Origin of the sequence: Haloarchaeobius litoreus, assembly GCF_024495425.1 — an archaeon.
Classification (GTDB): Archaea; Halobacteriota; Halobacteria; order Halobacteriales; family Natrialbaceae; genus Haloarchaeobius; species Haloarchaeobius litoreus.
Window position 1 is genome coordinate 120,656 of the sequence record NZ_JANHJR010000001.1, and the last position, 17,645, is coordinate 138,300.

The window sequence follows — 17,645 nt, forward strand, 5'->3', positions numbered from 1 at the left end:
GAACCCAGGTGGGAACGGTGGTGGGCAGGCCGGGAACCGTGGGTCGGAGGCGGTTCCGGTCAGTGGGTGGGTAGGGTCGGCGACGGTGGATGGCGGGGCGGCCGTCGCCACCCTATCCTGCGACCGGGACCCATAAAAACCGGGTCGGCAGTTTTCTGACTCGGAAACAGTGCCGCCGGAGTGGACTGTGTCGAGCAGTTACGGCAGCGACGCGAGCGACTCCAGCATCTCCTCGGTCGAGGCGGTCGTCACGGCCAGCGAGAAGCCGTCGGCGCGGGCGAGCTTGGGTGCGTGCTCCCAGAGGTCGTCCTCGTCGATGCCGTGGAGGACGACGGCGTTCGGCGTCGGCGTGACGACGCGCATCGCGACCAGCGGCGACTCGCCCCTCGTTATCTCGGTGAACACGAGCGCCCGGGAGGTGGACTGCCCGTACAGTCGGTAGAACTCCTCGGAGGAGAGCCGCGTGATGGCCGCGATGGAGTCGATGACCGTGTGGCCGGAGACGCTGGTCGCGTGGCCGGACTGCACCTCGGTCGCGTCGATGGCGTCGTACAGCCGGGAGAGCGAGACGGTCGTCGGGTACTCGCGCAGGTCGCGGACGATGTCGCTCTCGAAGCCCGCCGAGAGCACGCGGGCGTACTGCCTGATGTGGTCGCCGCCGCGGGACTCGTCGATGGTCAGCAGCGACTCGACGACGCGGCTCACGACGCCGATGCCGGGGTTCTCCCGTCGGCCGCTCTCGTAGTCCGAGATGACCGACGACGAGACGTCGAGTTCGGCCGCGAGGTTCGTCTGGGAGATGTCGAAGTCGGTGCGCCACTTCCGCAGGGTCGAGCCGGGGTCCGCGGAGAGGGTCACCTCGCCGGCGATCTTCGTCGCCAGCTGTCGGCGTGGGCTGTCGCTCATCGTCCGTTGGTGGACGACGCGGCGCAAAAGCGTATCGAAACCTACCTTCGACAGGTGACGAACCCGAAGGGTTTTGCTCCGAGCGACGATGCCTCGTGTATGCCCTCGACAGTCGTTCACGTGGCACTCGCCGGCATCGTCGGGTGTGCCCTCCTCGGTCGCGCGTTCTCCTGGCGCGCGCTCGTCGCCGTACTCGGGCTGACGGTGCTGGTCGACCTCGACGTGTTCCTCGGGTTCGTCCTCGTCGGCGCGCACCGCGCGGCGTTCCACTCGCTGCTGTTCCTCGCCGCCATCGGCGTCGTGCTACTCTACGACCGCTCGCGCGGCGACGGCTCGGTCCTCCGCGGCAGGTTCGGTCCCACCGCCCACCGCGTCGGGTCCGTGGCCGTCGTCGCCGCCGTCTTCGGCGCTATCGGCCCGGACCTGATGACCAACGGCGCGAACCTGTTCTGGCCGGTCCACGACCAGTTCTACGCGCTCAACGGCGAGATGTACCTCTCCGACCGGAAGGGGTTCGTCCAGACGTTCGTCGAACTCGAGAGCGAGGAGCCCGCGCAGTCGGTCTCTCGTGGCTCCACGCAGGAGACCCAGTACCACACCGGCGTCGACACGAACCCGGACCGCTCCGGCGAGGCCGAGGTGCAAGAGCGCGTGTTCCCGCTGGCCGACAGCGGCGAACAGCTCCTGCTCGTCGGCACCGGCGCGTTCGTGATGACGAGCCGGCTGTACGACGAGTACACGGCCTGAGCTCGCCATGCCGGACCGGACCCGCACGACTGAAGCCACCGCACGACGAAGCCCGGGCATGGTCAGACCGTACGACTCCAACACCGACGCCGAGGCGCTCTGGGAGGCGAAGCGGGCGTTCGAGCTCGGCCTCGGCTCGGGCACGGGTGGTGACGACAAGCGGGCGAAGTACGAGGGCAAACTCACCGACGACTACCGTGAATCCTGGTTCACGTGGGTCGACCGCTGTGTCACCGACGACGAGCGCTGCGTGCTCGTCGAACCCGACGACGGTGAGGGCCCCGGGGACGGACTCGCCGGCTACGTGTTCGTCCTGCCCCAGCGACTCGCCCACGTCTGGGATGCAGCGGTGCTGAACGAGCTCTACGTCGCCCCCGCTCACCGCGGCACGGACGTTGCGGACGACCTCATGGACGGGGCCGTCGCGTTCGCGCGGTCGATGGACCTGCCGCTCGACCGGCTGGTGTTGGACGTGGACCGGGAGAACGAGCGGGCGAAGGCGTTCTACGAGCGACACGGTTTCGCGCACTGGGGCGAGATGGTCGCCCGCGAGCTCTAATCCTTCAGCAGGTACGCACCGGCGCCGCCGAGGCCGCCGAACACGACGGGGTAGACGACGCCGAGGAAGACGACCGTCCAGAGCAGGGGGACACTCAGGGTGTACTGTCCGGAGAAGCCGAAGAACTCGACGGACTCGGTGTGGCCGAACAGGAAGGCACCGACGAGGGCGAACAGGAGGTAGCCGACGAGGACGAGCGCACCCGCGGCCACCGCGTTCGGCAGGTCGACCGTCGCGTCGGTAGTGTACACCGACACGAACCCGGCGACCAGCAGGACCAGCGGCGGCACGAACATGGCGAAGGCCACGAGACCGCCGCCCGCGGCGTCGATGAGGTTCACCGAACTGGAGCCCGACGGTGTGCTGTAGGTGAGGTCGACGAAGTGCGCGTTGTACAGCGTCATCCCGGCGGCCTTCCACGACGGCACGGTGTCGCGGACCGACTGGACGAACGCCTGGTCGATGGCCTGGTCGAACGTCTCGGGGTCCGGGAGCGTGGTCTGGGTCCACAGCAGGAACGTCACGAGGTAGCTCACCACGAAGGCGACCGCGCCGGCCCCTGCACTGACGGCGGCTGCACGTGCGTCGACGCCGGTTCCACTCGACCGCGAGCTGCCGCGCATCGTGTTGGGTGGCATGACAAGAACCGGTTCCGTCGCGTTCGGTATATATCTTCGGCAAACTGCCCATTCGTTGCTCTGGTTGCGTTAACCGTATCACATTTCAATCAAATAGTGTAGGGGTCGCTTTCAAGTGGCCGCTCGGTGAACTGATCCGGGCACTCGTCGCGAACGAGGGTGGTGCCGGCCCGTCACACGGTCCCCGCCCGAGACCCGCAGGTCGGTCCCGTCAGGCTCACGGTCATGGCATCCCGGTCACATCGAGGTCGGCATCGCTCTCTTCGTACTCCTCGCGGGTGATGCTGTAGCGGTGCTGGGTGACCGGTGCACCCGCTTTCAGCGCCCAGTTCCGGAGTACGCCCTCCTTCTGGCCGCCGAAGCGCTCGACGTACCGCTCGATGGCCCGGTGGGAGTTCTCGTTGCCCGCGACGTGCTCGACGGCGACGACCTCGAGGTCGAGGCACTCGAACGCGAGCGCGACGAACGCGGCGGCCCGCTCGCCGGAGTAGCCCCGCCCCCAGAACGGCTTGCGCAGCCACGTCCCGAGCGTGCCGGTCCGCCGGTCCCAGTCGATACCCATGCCCGCGCCGCCGGCGAGCACGAGGTCGCTGTCGGCGTACGGGCCGCGTGGCGACGGGCCGTCGATGTCTTCGGGCGCGTCGGCCGGGTCGACGTACAGCTGATAGCTGGCGTCCTCGCCGGCGTCGAGGCCGTCGCGGGTCGTCTCGAGGAACTCCAGCGTCTCCTTCGGAGTCGCGTGTGGTTCCCAGGTGAGGTGCTCGGTCACCTCGTCGATGTCGGCCCCGGCCGAGCAGACCCGGTAGTAGTCCAGCGGGTCCATCACCTCGGGGGTCGAGGGCAGCATGGTCAGGCGGTCGGTGTCGATGCGTCTCGGGAGCAGTCCCGCCCAGTCGGTGAATGCGATGGACATGGTTCGCTATCTCGTGTGGTGGTCAGTCGTCACCGTCGTGGAACGTGTGCTCGCGGTCGGGGTCGCTCGCCTCGTACTCCCCGCGGCTGATGCTGTAGCGGACGGTGTCGACGGGCTCGTCGTCGAGCGTGATCTGGTTCCGGATGGTCCCCTCGCGGCGGCCGCCGAAACGCTCGACGTACTTCTCGACGGCGTGCCGCGAGTTCTCGTTCTCGACGAGGTGGGTGACGGTGACGGCCGCGAGGTCGAGCCGGTCGAACGCCAGCGAGACGAGCGCGTCAGCGCGCTCGCCGGAGTAGCCCCGCCCCCAGAACCGCTTCCGGAGGCCGAACGCGAAGTACGCGCTCCGGGCCTCCCAGTCGGCGAGCAGCTCGGCCTCTCCCGCGGGCAGCCCCGCACCGTCCTCGCCCGCCTTCGGTCGGACGACGTAGGTCGCGCCGACGCCGTCCGCCCAGCGCTCATGTCGATGGCTCAGCATCTCCGCGGTGTCCTGGGGATGCTCGTGGGGCGAGACCGGGATGTATTCGAACGCCGCCGGGTCGACCGCGTCCGTCGAGAGATGACGGTAGCGCTCGAAGAGGTCCGCGTCGGCGGCCGACTCGTGTTCGAGGACGAGCCGCTCGGTCTCGATGCGGTCGGGGAACAGCTCACTCATCGACGGTCAGCCCCGGCGCGACGTCGCTCGCCTCGTACTCCGCGCGGCTGATGCTGAAGCGGTGGAGGTCCCGTGGCTCGTCGTCGAGGGTGATCCAGTTCCGCAGCAGGCCCTCGTACGTGCCGCCCCAGCGCTCGACGTACTTCTCGATGGCGCGCTTCGAGTTCTCGTTCCCGGCGACACAGCCCGCGCCGACGAGTTCGAGGTCGAGTCGGTCGAACGCCAGCGAGATAAGGGCGTCCGCGCGCTCACCGGAGTACCCCCGACCCCAGAACGGCTTGCGGAGCCAGACGCCCAGCCGGGCGGTCCGGCGGTCCCACAGCGGAATGAGGCTCGCGACGCCGGCGAACTCGCCGGTGCCATCCTCTCCCGCCGTCGGGTACATCGCCCAGTTCGCACGGCTGCCGTCGTTCCAGCGCTGGGCGGAGTCGGCCAGGTAGTCCGCCGTCTCCTTCGGCGTGTGGTGCTGCCCCTTCGAGATGAACCGGCCGACCTCGGCGAACTCGTCGCTGCTCGTGTACTCGTACAGCTCGAACGCGTCCACGGACTCGTCGAGCCGTTCGTACCGCAGTCGTTCGGTCTCGAACGTGGCGGGGAACAGGTCCATGGGCCTGCATCGTCCAGCCGGCTAAAAACGGTTCGCCAGGGTTGCGAACCTGTCGCACGCCTTGCCGGCCGCCCTCAGACCCGCTCTCGGAGGTCTCTCGCCGCCCGCTCCGCCGCGTTCGCGACGCGGGGCGAGCCTGCGCAGTCGCGGACCCACGAGAGGTAGTCGCGGTCGGCGTCGATGCCGACCGCGCCGAGGGCCAGCGCGGCCTCCCGGACCGTGCGGTCGGGTTCGCGCGAGGGGTCAGCGAGGTCGCGCACCGCCCGCCGAAGCTCACCACGGTCTTTCCCGACGTCCAGGCCGGCCGCCAGACAGTACGCGAGCGCGACCGTCGCCGCGTCGGCGTCCGGTCCGTCGCCGCCGGCGAACTGGCGGAGTCTGCCGAGTGCATCGCCGACCAGGTCGGGGTCGTGCCGGGCAAGCACGCCGGTGGCGACGATGGCCCGGAACCGCGCGTCGGGGTCGTCGTCGCCGAGATGCTCGCGGATGCGTCCGGCGACCGGTGCGACGGCGTCGGGCTCGTCCCGGGCGAGCTCGGTCAGCGCGAACAGCGCCCGCGCCCGGTTCTCGGGCGACTCCTCGTCGAGGATCGCCGTCAGCCGCTCGATGGCCGGCGGCGGTCCACTCCCGCCGACGACCCGGTCGAGCAGTCCGCCGTCGTCGTCGTCGTCCGCGCTCGCCACGAGGGCGGCCGCAGTCGGTGGGTCCTCGGCCGCCACGCCGACCGCGGTCGCGGCACAGCGCCGGACGCCGGCGTGGTCGTCGTCGAGCAGCTCGACGAGTCGCGTCCGCGTCTCGGTGTCGACCGTCGCCAGCCCGGCCAGCGCGGTGACGGCGGCCGTCGCGGGACCCTCGTCGGCGAACGGGTCCGCCCGCAGCCGGTCGAGCACGTCGAACAGCGCGCCGCGGGCCGGTCCCACACGCTCGGGGTCCTCGCGGGCGACCCGGGCGAGTGCGGCCGCTGCCGCCGTCGGGTCGTCGTCGGTCTCCAGCCGGTCCACGCAGTCGGCCACGTCGACGGCGTCGAGGTCCGGCTCCCCGTCGTCCGCGGCCTCGACGGCCCGCCGGTACAGTGCTCTGCGGTGCGGGTTGCAGATCTCGTAGTACGTCGCGCCGACCTGGTCGACGGCCGCTGACGTGCAGCTGTCACAGCCCGCTGCGGTCCGCCGCGCGGTCGCCCGCAGTCCGTCGTCGTCGAGGTACGTGGTCGTGCCGTCGGCGGGTTCGAGGCTCGCTCCGGCCGCGCCGTAGGCCAGGAACAGCCGCGTCAGGTCCGCGAGCTCGTCGGCGTCGGCCGGATGTGGCACCGTCGTCGCCTCCGCGTCCGCCCACGAGAGCGTCGAGAGCAGGTCGCCGAGCGAGCGCACGTCCGAGGCGTCCGCCTCGCGGATGTCGACGCCGTACCGCCGGAAGAACGCCGCGAAGTCGGCGGCGTCGATGGCGTGGCGCGCACCGCGTCTGTCCGCGACGGCGGGCTCCTCGTCGAACGCGACGAAGACGCTGTCCGGGAGGGCGAAGACGAGTGGGTCGTCCATACGTCCGGGTCCGTGCGCGTCGCCATAAGTCCGGTCCACGAGGCCGTCACGCCGGTCCCTCAATTTATAATCCAGCACGACCCACACCCGGATAGATGACCGAACCTGTCGACACGGTGCTGTTCGACCTCGACGACACGCTCTGTCGGTACCGGCGGAGCGTCGGCGAGGTGCTCTCCATCGCGTTCGAGGAGGCGGGCGTCGAGCCGATGTTCGACGAACGCGACTACGTCGCAAACTACGACGACTACGCCGAGCAGGCCGCGGACATCGACGAGCTGCGCCGGCTCTGCTTCGCCGACCTCGCCAGCGACCGCGGCCTCGACCCCGCGGCCGGCCACGCGGTCGCCGACGCCTACACCGCGACGCGCGACCAGACGGCGGTCGAGCCGCTGCCGGGGGCGGTCGACGCGGTCGACGCACTCGCAGATGACCACCGACTCGCCATCGTCACGAACGGTGCGCCGGGAATGCAGCGGGCGAAGCTGAGCGCGCTCCCGTTCGCCGACCGGTTCGAGCACGTCGTCCACGCGGGCTACGACACCGCGGCGAAGCCGGCCCCGGAGCCGTTCCACCACGTGCTGGACCTGCTCGACGCCGACGCCGACCGCGCGGTCCACGTCGGGAACTCGCTCAGCTCCGACGTGCAGGGTGCCCACGCGGCCGGGCTGCGCTCGGTGTGGCTCGGCGACGGCTCGACGCCGGAGCCGACGCCCACGTACGCGGTCGACCGGCTGGACGAACTGCTCGTGCCGCCATGGCGGTAGCGTCGGCCGCTCGACGGGCCCTCGACGCACCGGCTACTGGATCTCGATGGGCGCCCAGGCCTCGTCCGCGCGGTCGAGCAGGCGCTCGACGCGCTCGCGCATCGGCGGGTGCGTCGCGAGCAGGCGCGTGATCCCGCCCTCGTCCTCGCCGTGGATGTACAGCGAGGAGAGCAACCCCCGGTCGGGGGTCGAGGCGCGCTCGATGCGGGCCAGCGCGCGGGCGAGGTCGGCTGGCCGTCCGGTCACGTCCGCCGCGCGGTCGTCGGCGACGAGCTCGCGCCGCCGGGAGTGCGCCCGGAGCAGCAGCGTCGCGACGACGGTGGAGGCGACGACGACACCGGCGACGACGGCGTACGCGCGTCCGACGTGCTGGTCGAGCGGTTCGATCGGACGGCCGAGCACCAGCCGGACCGCGCGTCGCACCCCGACGACGAGCAGCCCGACGGGCAGGAGCAGGAGGAACAGCAGCCCGCTGAACGTCTCGACGACGCTGTAGCCGAGCGTCTGGACGAGACTGTCGCGGCTCTCGATGTGGGCGAGCTCGTGGGCGACGATGGTCTCGATTTCGTCCAGCGTGAGCAGGCGGAACAGCCCGGCGTCGAGGACGACCGCGCTACTCCTGGCGCGGCCACCGATCGCGAGCGCGTTGGGGGTGGGCATCCGGCCGACGAGCAGGGTGGGCTCGCCGATGTCCATCCGTTCTGCGAGACGGTCGACGCGGGCGTGGAGCTCCGGGGCGCGGTCCCGGGGGAGCTCGGTCGCCTCCAGCGACGAGAGGATGCGGGCGGTGCCGCCGCGGTAGCTCGCGTAGCCGAACAACAGGGCCGAGGCGAGCAACGCGACGGCGAGCCAGACGGGGTCGGGGCTGCCGGCCCAGAGGACGGCGAACACGCCGGCGAAGAGGCCACCGAGCAGCAGGTACAGGACGAGGAGGACGAGCCCGGTGGCGACGGTGAGGAGACGAGTGGCCAGGGCGTCTGAATCCATCGGGGTAGGGGTACGGTGGGTTGTCTGAAACCGTTATCGGGGACTGGTGCCTGCGTGGTCAGGGCGGTCGGGAGAACGGGTACTCGGCGGCAGCCCGGATCAGTGCCGGTGGACTCCGGTGACGGTGCCGACCCCCTTGGACTGGCCCTCGCGGAAGACGAACCGCTGGCCCTCCTCGACGAGGTAGGGCTGGAACTTGAAGCGGACCGTCGCGTGGCCGGTGTCGCCGGGGAGCAGCTGGCCGTCCGCCGGGTGGAAGATGGCGGCCTCGCTGATGGTCTCGAGGTGGACGACCGGTTCGTAGCCGTCGTCGATGCGCGTCGGGTGGTTCAGCACCATGACGTCGGCCTCGAACTCCCGCACGGTGGCGGGGCCGGTATCGCCGGGGACGAGTGCCATCCCACGCGATATCTCGGACTCGCTGACGCCCTTGAGTGCGATGCCGACGATGCGGCCCGCCCGTGCCTCGTCGACGCGGTGGTAGTGCATCTCGATGGAGCGCACCTCGACCTCGCGCCAGTCGCCGCCCGGCATCGGCCCGAGCAGGAGTTCGTCGCCGGCCTCGACCTCGCCGGCCATGATGGTGCCGGAGGCGACCGCGCCGACGCCGGTGACGGAGTAGGTCCGGTCGACGTACATCCGGAACTCGCCGTCGTCGCCGGCGGTCTTGGGCAGGCGCTCGAACAGCTCGTCCAGCGTGTCGAGGCCGTCCATCGTCACCGCGCTGGTCGTGACGATGGGGACGACCGTCTCGCTGATCTCCTCGACGGCCGCGTCGACGCCGTGGCGCTCGACACGCAGGGGCGTCTTGTCGACCTCGCGGAGCAGGCGTTCGACCTCGCGTTCGACCTCGCGCAGGCGCTCGTCGTCGACGAGGTCGGCCTTCGTGATGGCGACCATCGTCGGCAGTTCGGTCGCGAGCAGCACGCCGAGGTGTTCGCGTGTCGTCTTCGTCGGGCCGTCGTCGGCCGCGACCGTCAGCAGACCGTAGTCGAGCTTCTGCCCCACGAGGCCGCGAATCGTGGTGCGGAGCCACGGCTCGTGGCCGACCGTGTCGACGAAGGAGACGAGGCGGTCGGCCTCCTCGACGACGCGGGCGCGGTCCTGTTTCCGGTGCGGGTTGTCCATGTGGACCGGCCCGTCGTCGTCGTCGAAGCCGTAGACGGCGTAGGAGAGGTCCGCGGAGAGCCCGCGCTCGACCTCGTGCGGCTTCACGTCGAGGTAGCCCCGCGTGGAGCCGTCGCCGTCGTCGGACTGCCCGGTGACCAGCGAGCCGACCAGCGTCGACTTGCCGTGGTCGACGTGCCCCGCCGTACCGACCACGATGTGTGTATCGTCCGTCTCGAGGACGGCTCCCTCGCGGACCACCGCGACGCCGACGATGCCGCGCTCGTCGTCCTCGCCGACGCCCCACGTCTGGACGTCATCGAGGTGTGCGCCGGCCTCCTCGGCCAGCAGGCTCAACACGTCCATGGACTCGGAGAAGGTGCCGGGCTCGATACCCGCGAGGCCGCCGTCGTCCGTGACGCCGACGACGTACAGCGCCTCCCCGTCGCCGGAGAGCACGCGATGACGGAGCTGCGCCGCCAGGCTCTCGCGCCGGCCGTCCGCCAGGTGGACGTCCTTGTTGAGCCGTTCCTTGAATTCGACGTTGCCGCCTTCCTGCTCGCCGCGTTCGAGGGCCCGTTCCAGCACGGCCCTGTCGGGGCTCATAGGTTCGCGTTAGCATACAGTACGGAAAAGCCTTCCCGTGTTTTGGGTGTCGTTCTCACGGGAGCGCACGGGAGACCGGCTCAGTCCCGCTTCCCGTAGTACAGCACGAGCCGGCCGACGGCCGTCGTCCAGAACCAGGCGAGCATCCCCAGCTCCGCGGCGACCGGCAGCCCCCGCGGGAACAGCAGGAAGGCGACGACGAGGGCGGCACCGAGCAGCAGCAGGAACGCCAGCGTGTTGTCAAGCACCGTCGGTGGCTCCAGGACGTCCTCGAGCGCCAGCTGGAGCACCGCCGCGGCGATACCGACGCCGATCGCGAGCACGAGCGTCCCCGCCCCCGGCAGCGGCGGCACGGTCCCGTCCCAGAACTCGACGTAGACGATACCGGTGAGCACGATGGCAAGCACCACGGCGGTCCGACTCCGCCGCCGATCGACCGTCTCGGGGACCATACGTCCTCCATCGACTCCCGGCATGAAAAGACCACACCCCGGCGTCACGATTCGGGCGGTCGACCGCGGCGACACGCGTCCGTCGGTTCGGGCCGCCGACGTGCCGGTCGATCACTCCTCGGACAGCCGGTCGTACGCCGCCGTCACCCGCTTGAACGCCTCCTCGTCGCCACCGGTCGTGTCCGGGTGGACCTCCTTGACCTTCGACCGGTACGCCTCCCGCACGTCGGCCTGGTCCGCGTCGGCGTCGAGGTCCAGCCGGTCCAGCGCCTCGCCCCGGGTCGGTCCCTCGGTCGACCGCGGTGCGCGCCGCCGGCGCTCGCCCTGGCTTCGCTGCCTGCGACCGCCCGCCGTCGCGCCCGCTGCCGTCGCACGGGCCCGGCGGCGACGCTCCTCGGCCGCCCGACGGGCCTCCCGGCCGAACCGGCTCCGCGGCCCGCGTGGGCCCTCCGCCGCCTTCCGCTCGGCCGCCCGTCGCCGCTGCCCGAACGCGTCGCGGTACGTGCCCGCGTCGACGCGCTCGCGCAGCTTCCCGCTCGCCTGGAACCAGAACAGGTACGTGGTCACGGCTAACGGGGCCGCGATCCCGAGGACGAACAGCTCGCGGGTGACGATGGCGACGACCAACAGCACCGTCGTCAGGCCCGCGAACACCGCCGCCAGACCGAACAACAGCGGTGAGTCTCGCACGAATCGGGGGTAGGGACTAGCCGACCTAATATCTCTCGGTGGGGTTCGAAGCCGGCACACACTCAAGGCCCGTGGCGTGCTACGTTCTCGCATGAGCGTCGAGACCCTCTGCCAGATCTGCGAGGACGCCCGTGCGACCCAGCAGTGCAACCACTGTGGCGCGATGGTCTGCGACCGGCACTACGAGCGCGAGGACGGGATGTGCCTCGACTGTTCGTCACGCGCTGGTCCGACCGACACCGACGGCGACACGTACCAGTTCTGAGTCAGCGATACTGGTTCAGCCGGCGCTTGAGCCGTCGGGCTGCGTCGCCGGCGGCGGCGAAGAACTCGCCCTCGCCGCGTGCGTTCTCGCCGGCGAAGATGATGCCGCGCGAGGAGTTCACGAGCCCGACATCGACGCCGCGGGCCGCGGACTCGGTGCCCTCGGGGAGTTCGGTGAGGCCGTGTTCGACGGCGGCCTCTGCGTCGCCGCCCTGTGCGCCGACGCCGGGGACGAGGAACGGGAGGTGGGGGACGCGCTCGCGGACGTCTTCCAGTTCGTCCGACGTGGTCGCGCCGACGACGAGCCCGACGTTGCCGTGCTCGTTCCACTCCGAGGCGCGGGTCGCGACGCGCTCGTACAGCGGCTCGCCGGTGGCGAGTTCGAGGTCCTGGAAGTCCGTCCCGCCCGGGTTCGACGTGCGGGCGAGCACGAACACGCCGGCGTCCTCGCGCGAGAGGAACGGCGCGAGCGAGTCACGGCCCATGTAGGGGTTCACGGTGATGCCGTCGACGACGTCGAGCAGCTTCGCGTACTGGCGCGTCGTGTTGCCGATGTCGGCGCGCTTGGCGTCGAGCAGCACGGGCACGTCCTTCCCGTGGGCGTAGGCGACGGTCTCGCGCAGGGCGCGCCAGCCGTCGGCATCCTCGTAGAACGCCGCGTTGGGCTTGAAGCAGGCGGCGTGCTCGTGGGTTGCGTCGATGATGCGGCGGTTGAACGCCCACCGCGGCAGGTCGTGGTCCGCGAGGAACTCGGGGATGCGGTCCGTGTCGGGGTCCAGCCCCACCGAGACGACCGTGTTCCGGTCGTCGATGCGGGCCGCGAGTCGGTCGAAGAAGCGCATTGAATCGGTGTGTGCGGGGGGTGGTCTTGGACCTGTCGAAGCTGTGTCGTCCCCGGGCCCTCGACCGGCTCACTCCACCCGTGCGCCGCGGCTCGCGGGCGCGACGACGCGCACCTCGCCGTCCACGTCGGCCGCCCGGAGCGCCTCGCGCGCGGCGGCCGCGGCGGCGTCCTCGCGGGCCGTATCGGTCACCCCGTACACCGTCGGCCCCCACGAGGACTGCCCGACGCCGGTGACCGCCGGGTCGCTGGCGAGCTCGTCGACGACGGTCCCCACCGGCGGCCGGAACACCCCGCCCTGCTCGTCGGCGTACCACGCGCCGTTGAGGCGGCCGACGGCGGCGACGGCGTCCCCGAAGTCGTCGAGCCGGCCCTCCGCGGCGGCGGGCAGGAGCCGGCGGTTCACGACGCCCGCGACCTCGTCGGCGATGCCGGGCTCCGCGCGTTCGACGACGGCGCGCATGCTCTCCTCCTCGCGGTCGCCGTTGCGTCCCCGGGACGCGTCGGGGATCGCGAGCACGAACCGCCAGTCCGCGGGCAGCTCGTGCCGGGCGACCACCGGCGGGACGGTCCACTCGCCCTCCGCGGGCGGGTCGGTCGTGAACCGCGCGGTCGGGTGCCCGCCGTCGACGACGAACCCGCCGTCCTCGAACGCCGCGACGCCGACCCCCGAACGCCCGCCGCGGCCGAGGTCGGGTGCCCGTTCGCGGACTCGCGGCTCTCGGTCGTAGGTGTGTGCGACCGCGGCCAGCGTCGCCAGCGCGAGCTGCGTGCCGCTCCCGAGTCCGACGTGCCGCGGGAGCGACTCCTCGACCGAGACGGCCACTCCCGGGACGCCCAGGAGCCCGGTCGCGCGCTCGGCGAAGCCCCGGACCGTCTCGTCCGCACAGTCAACACGGTCGGCCCGCGTCGCCGTGACCCGCACCCGCGGCTCCGCGAGCGCCACCCCCAGTCCGCCGTAGAGCCGGGTGTGCGCCAGCGAGAGGTTCCCGAAGCCGAAGTGCAGGCGCGCGCCGACGCCGACCGTTGCCATTGTTCGTCTGTCGTGACGTGGGTGGGAACCGGTTACGGCGGTGGCAACCGTGTCCGGTGTCGTTCGAGAGAACGGGCTGTTCCGGTTCGGCCGTCAGAAAACCCCTGTCACCACTTCGGACGCCCCCGGCACGCTCGCCAGCCGCGCGCCGGGTGGTTGGTTCGGGGAGACGTCGTCACCGGCTACCTGGTCAACCGAGCTACAGCCCGTCGACGATGGCGTCGGCTGCGACCTCGGCCCCGTTCTCGAAGCTCGGTGGGTCCGGCGGGTTCGCGACGGCGCGGCGGATGTGCGGCACGGAGTGCTCGATCTGGAAGCCGGTGACACCGGCCTCCTGGATGACCCGGCCGACGCCGCGTTGCTCGTCGGTGAACGGCCAGATGATGCAGGGGGTGCCGGCGACGGCGGCCTCCATCACCGTCGAGTAGCCCGAGCAGACGACGACGTCGGCGGCTACGAGGTGCGGGAGCATCGCCGGCACCGTCTCCCAGTCCTCGCCGCCGACGCGGGTGACGCTGTGGCCGTCCTCGCGGAGGCCCGCGACGAGTTCGTCGAGCGAATCCGAGTAGTGGCTCGGGACGACGAGCACGTCGAACGGCTCGACCGTGCGGTCGTCGTCGCACTCCAGCGCGACGGGCGGGACGTGCGTGACGCCGTCGGGGTCGTCGTCGCAGGGCGGCCACACCGCCGGGTAGAGGAACTGCTCGCACTCGTAGAGCTGGTGCTTCGTCAGCAGCCAGGTGAACCACTCCTCGACGGCCGCGTCGTAGAAGTGCGGCGAGTTGTGCGTGAGTACGTGCAGCGGCGTCCCGGTCAGCGTGGCGGCCATCGCGGCGAACATGTCGTCGGTGACGAGCGCGTCGGGCTCGGTCCGGCGGAGCCACTGCGCGTAGTCGTAGACGCGCTTGCCGCTCATCGGGACGCTGTGGGTGATGACGCGGAGGAGGTTCCCGCCGTCCTGGTAGTCGCCGATGTAGTCCACGACCGCGGGGACGTACTCCTGGTAGCCGTTGAGTTCGACGAACCGCTTCCCCGGGCCGCCGCCGGCGAGGCGGATGGTCGCGCCGCGGTCTTCGAGCGCCTTCGCCACGGCGAGCATCCGCGTGGCGTGACCGGCACCTTCCGGATAGTGGGCGACGGCGACCTCGGGGTCCATGTCGTCTCGTCTGCCCCGTCCGCGCAAGAAGCTTTTGAAAGGCTCACAGGGCGCTCGTGACGAAGTACGGTGGCCGTACTGTCCCAAGCTGCGATTACCTCCACGAGGACGCCCGAGTTGACCGTTCTCGCGGTGCGGACGGGTAACTGCCACAATACAAACTCTCCGCGCCTGCTCTCCGTGCTATGGACCAGCTGGCGTACTACGAGGACGACGCGGCCGTCGAGAAGTACGCCGAGGTCGGTCGCGAGGGACTGCGACCCAACGAACGTCGCCTGCTCGACGAGTACGTCGACGGCGACGGCGGCCGCGTCCTCGACCTGGGCTGTGGCTCCGGTCGGGTGACGGCACCGCTCGCCGAGCGCGGGTTCGACGTGGTCGGCATCGACGTGAGCGAGACGATGGTCGAGGTCGCACGGGAGCTCCACCCCGGCGTCGAGTTCCGCGTGGACGACGCCACCGATCTCTCGTTCCCGGACGCCTCGTTCGACTACGTGCTGTTCGCGGGCCGTGGCATCGACGACGTCCGCCCGGCGGCCAGTCGGATGCGGGCGATACTCGAGGCGTGGCGCGTCCTGAAGCCCGGCGGGGTGTTCGCCTTCGACGCGAACAACCAGCTCTCCCGGTTCGTCGTCGACCCGACCGACCGCTCGGCCGTGGCCGAGGCCTGGCGGTTCGTGCGGCGGAACCGTCGAGCGGGGACGCTCCGGTCCCGCTACGCGCTCGTCGAGTACTCGAACGGCATCGACCTGACGTACGCCATCGTCCCGCCGGCACAGCGTCGCCAGCTGCACGACGTCGGCTTCGACGTGGCCGGGCTCGTCCCGAGCACCGACGACGGCCGACCCACGCTGCTCGACCCGCGGCCGTACTACGTCGCCCGGAAGCCACCGAGAGCAGCGGGTTGAGCCGGCTTCGCGGCCCCCGTTTTAGGTGTACACAGACATCGCCAACCGACCGGTTGGCGCGCGGCTGGCGAGCGTGGCGAAGCCCGCGAGCCATCCGCGCGAGGGATGACCACCGCAGGGAGCCTGCGACCGAGGAGCGGTCACGAGACGCGAGCGTCTCGTGAGCCCACCGGAAATCGAAGATTTCCGGGGACGCAAGAGGCTGGGGAGGAGGGAGGTGCGGTGCTGTTGCGGCAGGTGGGACTGAAAGGGGCGAGCGTCTCGACGAACCCCGACGAAGTAAGCACCGCAACGGAGTGAGGAGCGCAGCGAGTCGCGGGAGTCGAGACGCTCGGGGCTTTCTGGCTGTTCACGGTGCCCGCTATTCTCATCGATGACGTGGCTTTCTGGCTGGTATTGGCGCTGGCAGGGCCGACGACTCTGACAGCGACCGACTCGCGATCGACACGGCCGAGACCCAGACAGCACCACACGTTCGGGTTCGGCAGCAACATCTGTCCCAGCGACGGGACTTAAGCCGTCGCGTCGCTACCACCGACCATGCACGACCGACCCGAGAAGCCCGAGGGGCTCCGCAGTCGCGAGGTCACCGAGGGCCCGGAGCGGGCTCCACACCGGGCGATGTTCCGCGCGATGGGCTACGACGACACCGACCTCTCCTCGCCGATGGTCGGGGTCGCGAACCCCGCCGCGGACGTGACGCCCTGCAACGTCCACCTCGACGACGTGGCCGCGTCGGCCATCGAGGGCGTCGAAGCCGCCGAGGGGATGCCCATCGAGTTCGGCACCATCACCATCTCCGACGCCATCTCGATGGGGACCGAGGGGATGCGCGCGTCGCTCATCTCGCGCGAGGTCATCGCGGACTCGGTGGAACTCGTCGCGTTCGGCGAGCGCGTCGACGCGCTCGTCACCGTCGCCGGCTGCGACAAGAACCTCCCCGGGATGCTGATGGCGTCCATCCGCACCGACCTCCCGAGCGTCTTCCTCTACGGCGGCTCCATCATGCCCGGCGAGCACGGGGGCCGCGAGGTCACCGTCCAGAACGTGTTCGAGGGCGTCGGTGCGGTCGCCTCGGGCGACATGACCGAGGACGAACTCGACGACCTCGAACGGCACGCCTGTCCCGGCGCGGGCTCCTGCGGCGGGATGTTCACCGCGAACACGATGGCATCCATCTCCGAGGCGCTGGGGATGGCACCGCTGGGCAGCGCCAGCCCGCCCGCCGAGGAGGAGTCGCGCTACGAGGTCGCCCACCGCGCCGGCGAGCTGGCGCTGGAGGCCGTCGAGGAGGACCGTAGACCGTCGGACATCCTCACGAAGGAGAGCTTCGAGAACGCCATCGCGCTCCAGGTCGCCATCGGCGGCTCCACGAACGCGGTGCTGCACCTGCTCGCGCTGGCCGCCGAGGCCGGCATCGACCTCGACATCGAGGAGTTCGACGAGATCAGCCACCGGACCCCGAAGATCGCCGACCTCCAGCCCGGCGGCACCCGCGTCATGAACGACCTGCACGAGCTCGGCGGCGTGCCCGTCGTCCTCCGGCGGCTGCTCGAGGGCGGCTACCTCCACGGCGACGCCGCGACCATCACGGGCCGGACGATGGCCGAGGAGCTGGCACACCTCGAGGCGGAGGGCGAGCTGCCCTCCGACGACGACATCGAGGCGGACTTCCTCTACACGACCGACGAGCCGCTCCACGAGGAGGGTGCCATCAAGATCCTCACCGGCAACCTCGCGCCCGACGGCGCGGTTCTCAAGGTCACCGGCGAGGACAACTTCCACCACGAGGGCCCGGTCCGCGTCTTCGAGAGCGAGGAGGCCGCGATGAAGTACGTGCAGGAGGACCGCATCGAGAGCGGCGACGTGCTCGCCATCCGGAACGAGGGGCCACGCGGCGGCCCGGGGATGCGCGAGATGCTCGGCGTCACCGCGGCTGTCGTCGGCGCGGGCCACGAGGACGACGTCGCGCTCCTCACCGACGGCCGCTTCTCCGGTGCGACGCGGGGACCGATGGTCGGCCACGTCGCCCCCGAGTCCTACGTCGGCGGCCCCATCGGCGCGCTGGAGGACGGCGACGTGGTGACGGTGGACATCCCGAACCGCGAGCTGTCGGTGGACCTGGGCGACGAGGAGATCGAGTCCCGGCTCGAATCGCGCGAGGAACCGGAGCCGGCGTACACCTCGGGCGTCCTCGCCAAGTACGGCCGTGACTTCGGCTCGGCGGCCAACGGCGCGGTGTCGAACCCCGGCGCGAAGCAGGAGTAGTCGGGA

Annotated in this window: 19 protein-coding genes; 6 read left to right on the forward strand and 13 right to left on the reverse strand. The window is 70.9% G+C overall.

What is annotated here, in order from left to right:
* Positions 1-198: 198 nt before the first annotated feature.
* Complete coding sequence (locus NOW55_RS00630; protein WP_256398115.1) at positions 199-906, reverse strand: helix-turn-helix domain-containing protein; 708 nt, start codon at positions 904-906, stop codon at positions 199-201.
* A gap of 99 nt (positions 907-1,005) precedes the next feature.
* On the opposite strand from NOW55_RS00630, the gene NOW55_RS00635 reads away from it, so the two are divergent.
* Entirely contained in the window at positions 1,006-1,653 is a 648-nt protein-coding gene (locus tag NOW55_RS00635; RefSeq protein ID WP_256398116.1) for a metal-dependent hydrolase, read from the forward strand.
* A 58-nt stretch (positions 1,654-1,711) separates the two neighbouring features.
* A complete protein-coding gene (locus tag NOW55_RS00640; RefSeq protein WP_256398117.1) occupies positions 1,712-2,212 on the forward strand; it encodes a GNAT family N-acetyltransferase in 501 nt (166 codons plus the stop codon).
* On the opposite strand, the gene NOW55_RS00645 is transcribed toward NOW55_RS00640, so the two are convergent.
* From NOW55_RS00645 to NOW55_RS00665, 5 genes are all read right to left on the reverse strand, one after another.
* Positions 2,209-2,850 carry a DUF7978 family protein gene (locus tag NOW55_RS00645; protein WP_256398118.1) on the reverse strand — a complete coding sequence of 214 codons (642 nt, stop codon included), beginning with the start codon at positions 2,848-2,850 and terminating at the stop codon, positions 2,209-2,211. The two genes, NOW55_RS00640 and NOW55_RS00645, sit on opposite strands and share 4 nt — an antisense overlap.
* 223 nt (positions 2,851-3,073) lie before the next feature.
* Positions 3,074-3,763 (reverse strand): GNAT family N-acetyltransferase, encoded by a 690-nt coding sequence (locus NOW55_RS00650; protein ID WP_256398119.1) that lies wholly within the window; start codon positions 3,761-3,763, stop codon positions 3,074-3,076.
* Between the two features lie 22 nt (positions 3,764-3,785).
* Entirely contained in the window at positions 3,786-4,418 is a 633-nt protein-coding gene (locus NOW55_RS00655) for a GNAT family N-acetyltransferase (protein WP_256398120.1), read from the reverse strand.
* Positions 4,411-5,025 carry a GNAT family N-acetyltransferase gene (locus NOW55_RS00660; protein ID WP_256398121.1) on the reverse strand — a complete coding sequence of 205 codons (615 nt, stop codon included), beginning with the start codon at positions 5,023-5,025 and terminating at the stop codon, positions 4,411-4,413. Before NOW55_RS00660 ends, NOW55_RS00655 begins: the two co-directional genes overlap by 8 nt.
* 74 nt (positions 5,026-5,099) lie before the next feature.
* Positions 5,100-6,560, reverse strand: coding sequence for a hypothetical protein (locus tag NOW55_RS00665; protein ID WP_256398122.1), 1,461 nt, complete (start codon positions 6,558-6,560; stop codon positions 5,100-5,102).
* A 95-nt stretch (positions 6,561-6,655) separates the two neighbouring features.
* On the opposite strand from NOW55_RS00665, the gene NOW55_RS00670 reads away from it, so the two are divergent.
* A complete protein-coding gene (locus tag NOW55_RS00670) occupies positions 6,656-7,327 on the forward strand; it encodes an HAD family hydrolase (protein ID WP_256398123.1) in 672 nt (223 codons plus the stop codon).
* 33 nt (positions 7,328-7,360) lie between these two features.
* On the opposite strand, the gene NOW55_RS00675 is transcribed toward NOW55_RS00670, so the two are convergent.
* The 4 genes from NOW55_RS00675 to NOW55_RS00690 all read right to left on the reverse strand — a co-directional run bounded on the left by NOW55_RS00675 (position 7,361) and on the right by NOW55_RS00690 (position 11,169).
* Positions 7,361-8,314, reverse strand: coding sequence for a M48 family metallopeptidase (locus NOW55_RS00675; RefSeq protein WP_256398124.1), 954 nt, complete (start codon positions 8,312-8,314; stop codon positions 7,361-7,363).
* A 99-nt stretch (positions 8,315-8,413) separates the two neighbouring features.
* On the reverse strand, positions 8,414-10,027 hold the full coding sequence (locus NOW55_RS00680) for a GTPBP1 family GTP-binding protein (RefSeq protein WP_256398125.1): 1,614 nt from the start codon (positions 10,025-10,027) through the stop codon (positions 8,414-8,416).
* An 80-nt stretch (positions 10,028-10,107) separates the two neighbouring features.
* Positions 10,108-10,479: a hypothetical protein gene (locus tag NOW55_RS00685; RefSeq protein ID WP_256398126.1), complete on the reverse strand. Its 372-nt coding sequence runs from the start codon at positions 10,477-10,479 to the stop codon at positions 10,108-10,110.
* 111 nt (positions 10,480-10,590) lie between these two features.
* Entirely contained in the window at positions 10,591-11,169 is a 579-nt protein-coding gene (locus tag NOW55_RS00690; protein WP_256398127.1) for a J domain-containing protein, read from the reverse strand.
* 91 nt (positions 11,170-11,260) lie between these two features.
* Between NOW55_RS00690 and NOW55_RS00695 the strand changes: the two genes are divergently transcribed.
* A complete protein-coding gene (locus NOW55_RS00695) occupies positions 11,261-11,434 on the forward strand; it encodes a hypothetical protein (protein WP_256398128.1) in 174 nt (57 codons plus the stop codon).
* A 1-nt stretch (position 11,435) separates the two neighbouring features.
* Here the strand turns inward: NOW55_RS00695 and pyrF are convergent, their stop codons facing one another.
* From pyrF to NOW55_RS00710, 3 genes are all read right to left on the reverse strand, one after another.
* A complete protein-coding gene (pyrF, locus tag NOW55_RS00700; protein ID WP_256398129.1) occupies positions 11,436-12,275 on the reverse strand; it encodes an orotidine-5'-phosphate decarboxylase in 840 nt (279 codons plus the stop codon).
* A 69-nt stretch (positions 12,276-12,344) separates the two neighbouring features.
* Positions 12,345-13,307, reverse strand: coding sequence for a beta-ribofuranosylaminobenzene 5'-phosphate synthase family protein (locus NOW55_RS00705; RefSeq protein ID WP_256398130.1), 963 nt, complete (start codon positions 13,305-13,307; stop codon positions 12,345-12,347).
* 199 nt (positions 13,308-13,506) lie between these two features.
* Positions 13,507-14,463 carry a glycosyltransferase gene (locus tag NOW55_RS00710; protein WP_256398131.1) on the reverse strand — a complete coding sequence of 319 codons (957 nt, stop codon included), beginning with the start codon at positions 14,461-14,463 and terminating at the stop codon, positions 13,507-13,509.
* Positions 14,464-14,648: 185 nt separating this feature from the next.
* Between NOW55_RS00710 and NOW55_RS00715 the strand changes: the two genes are divergently transcribed.
* Both NOW55_RS00715 and ilvD read left to right on the forward strand, forming a co-directional pair.
* Positions 14,649-15,371, forward strand: a complete 723-nt coding sequence (locus NOW55_RS00715) for a class I SAM-dependent methyltransferase (protein WP_256398132.1) — start codon at positions 14,649-14,651, stop codon at positions 15,369-15,371.
* Between the two features lie 540 nt (positions 15,372-15,911).
* Complete coding sequence (gene ilvD / locus NOW55_RS00720) at positions 15,912-17,639, forward strand: dihydroxy-acid dehydratase (RefSeq protein ID WP_256398133.1); 1,728 nt, start codon at positions 15,912-15,914, stop codon at positions 17,637-17,639.
* Positions 17,640-17,645: the final 6 nt, after the last annotated feature.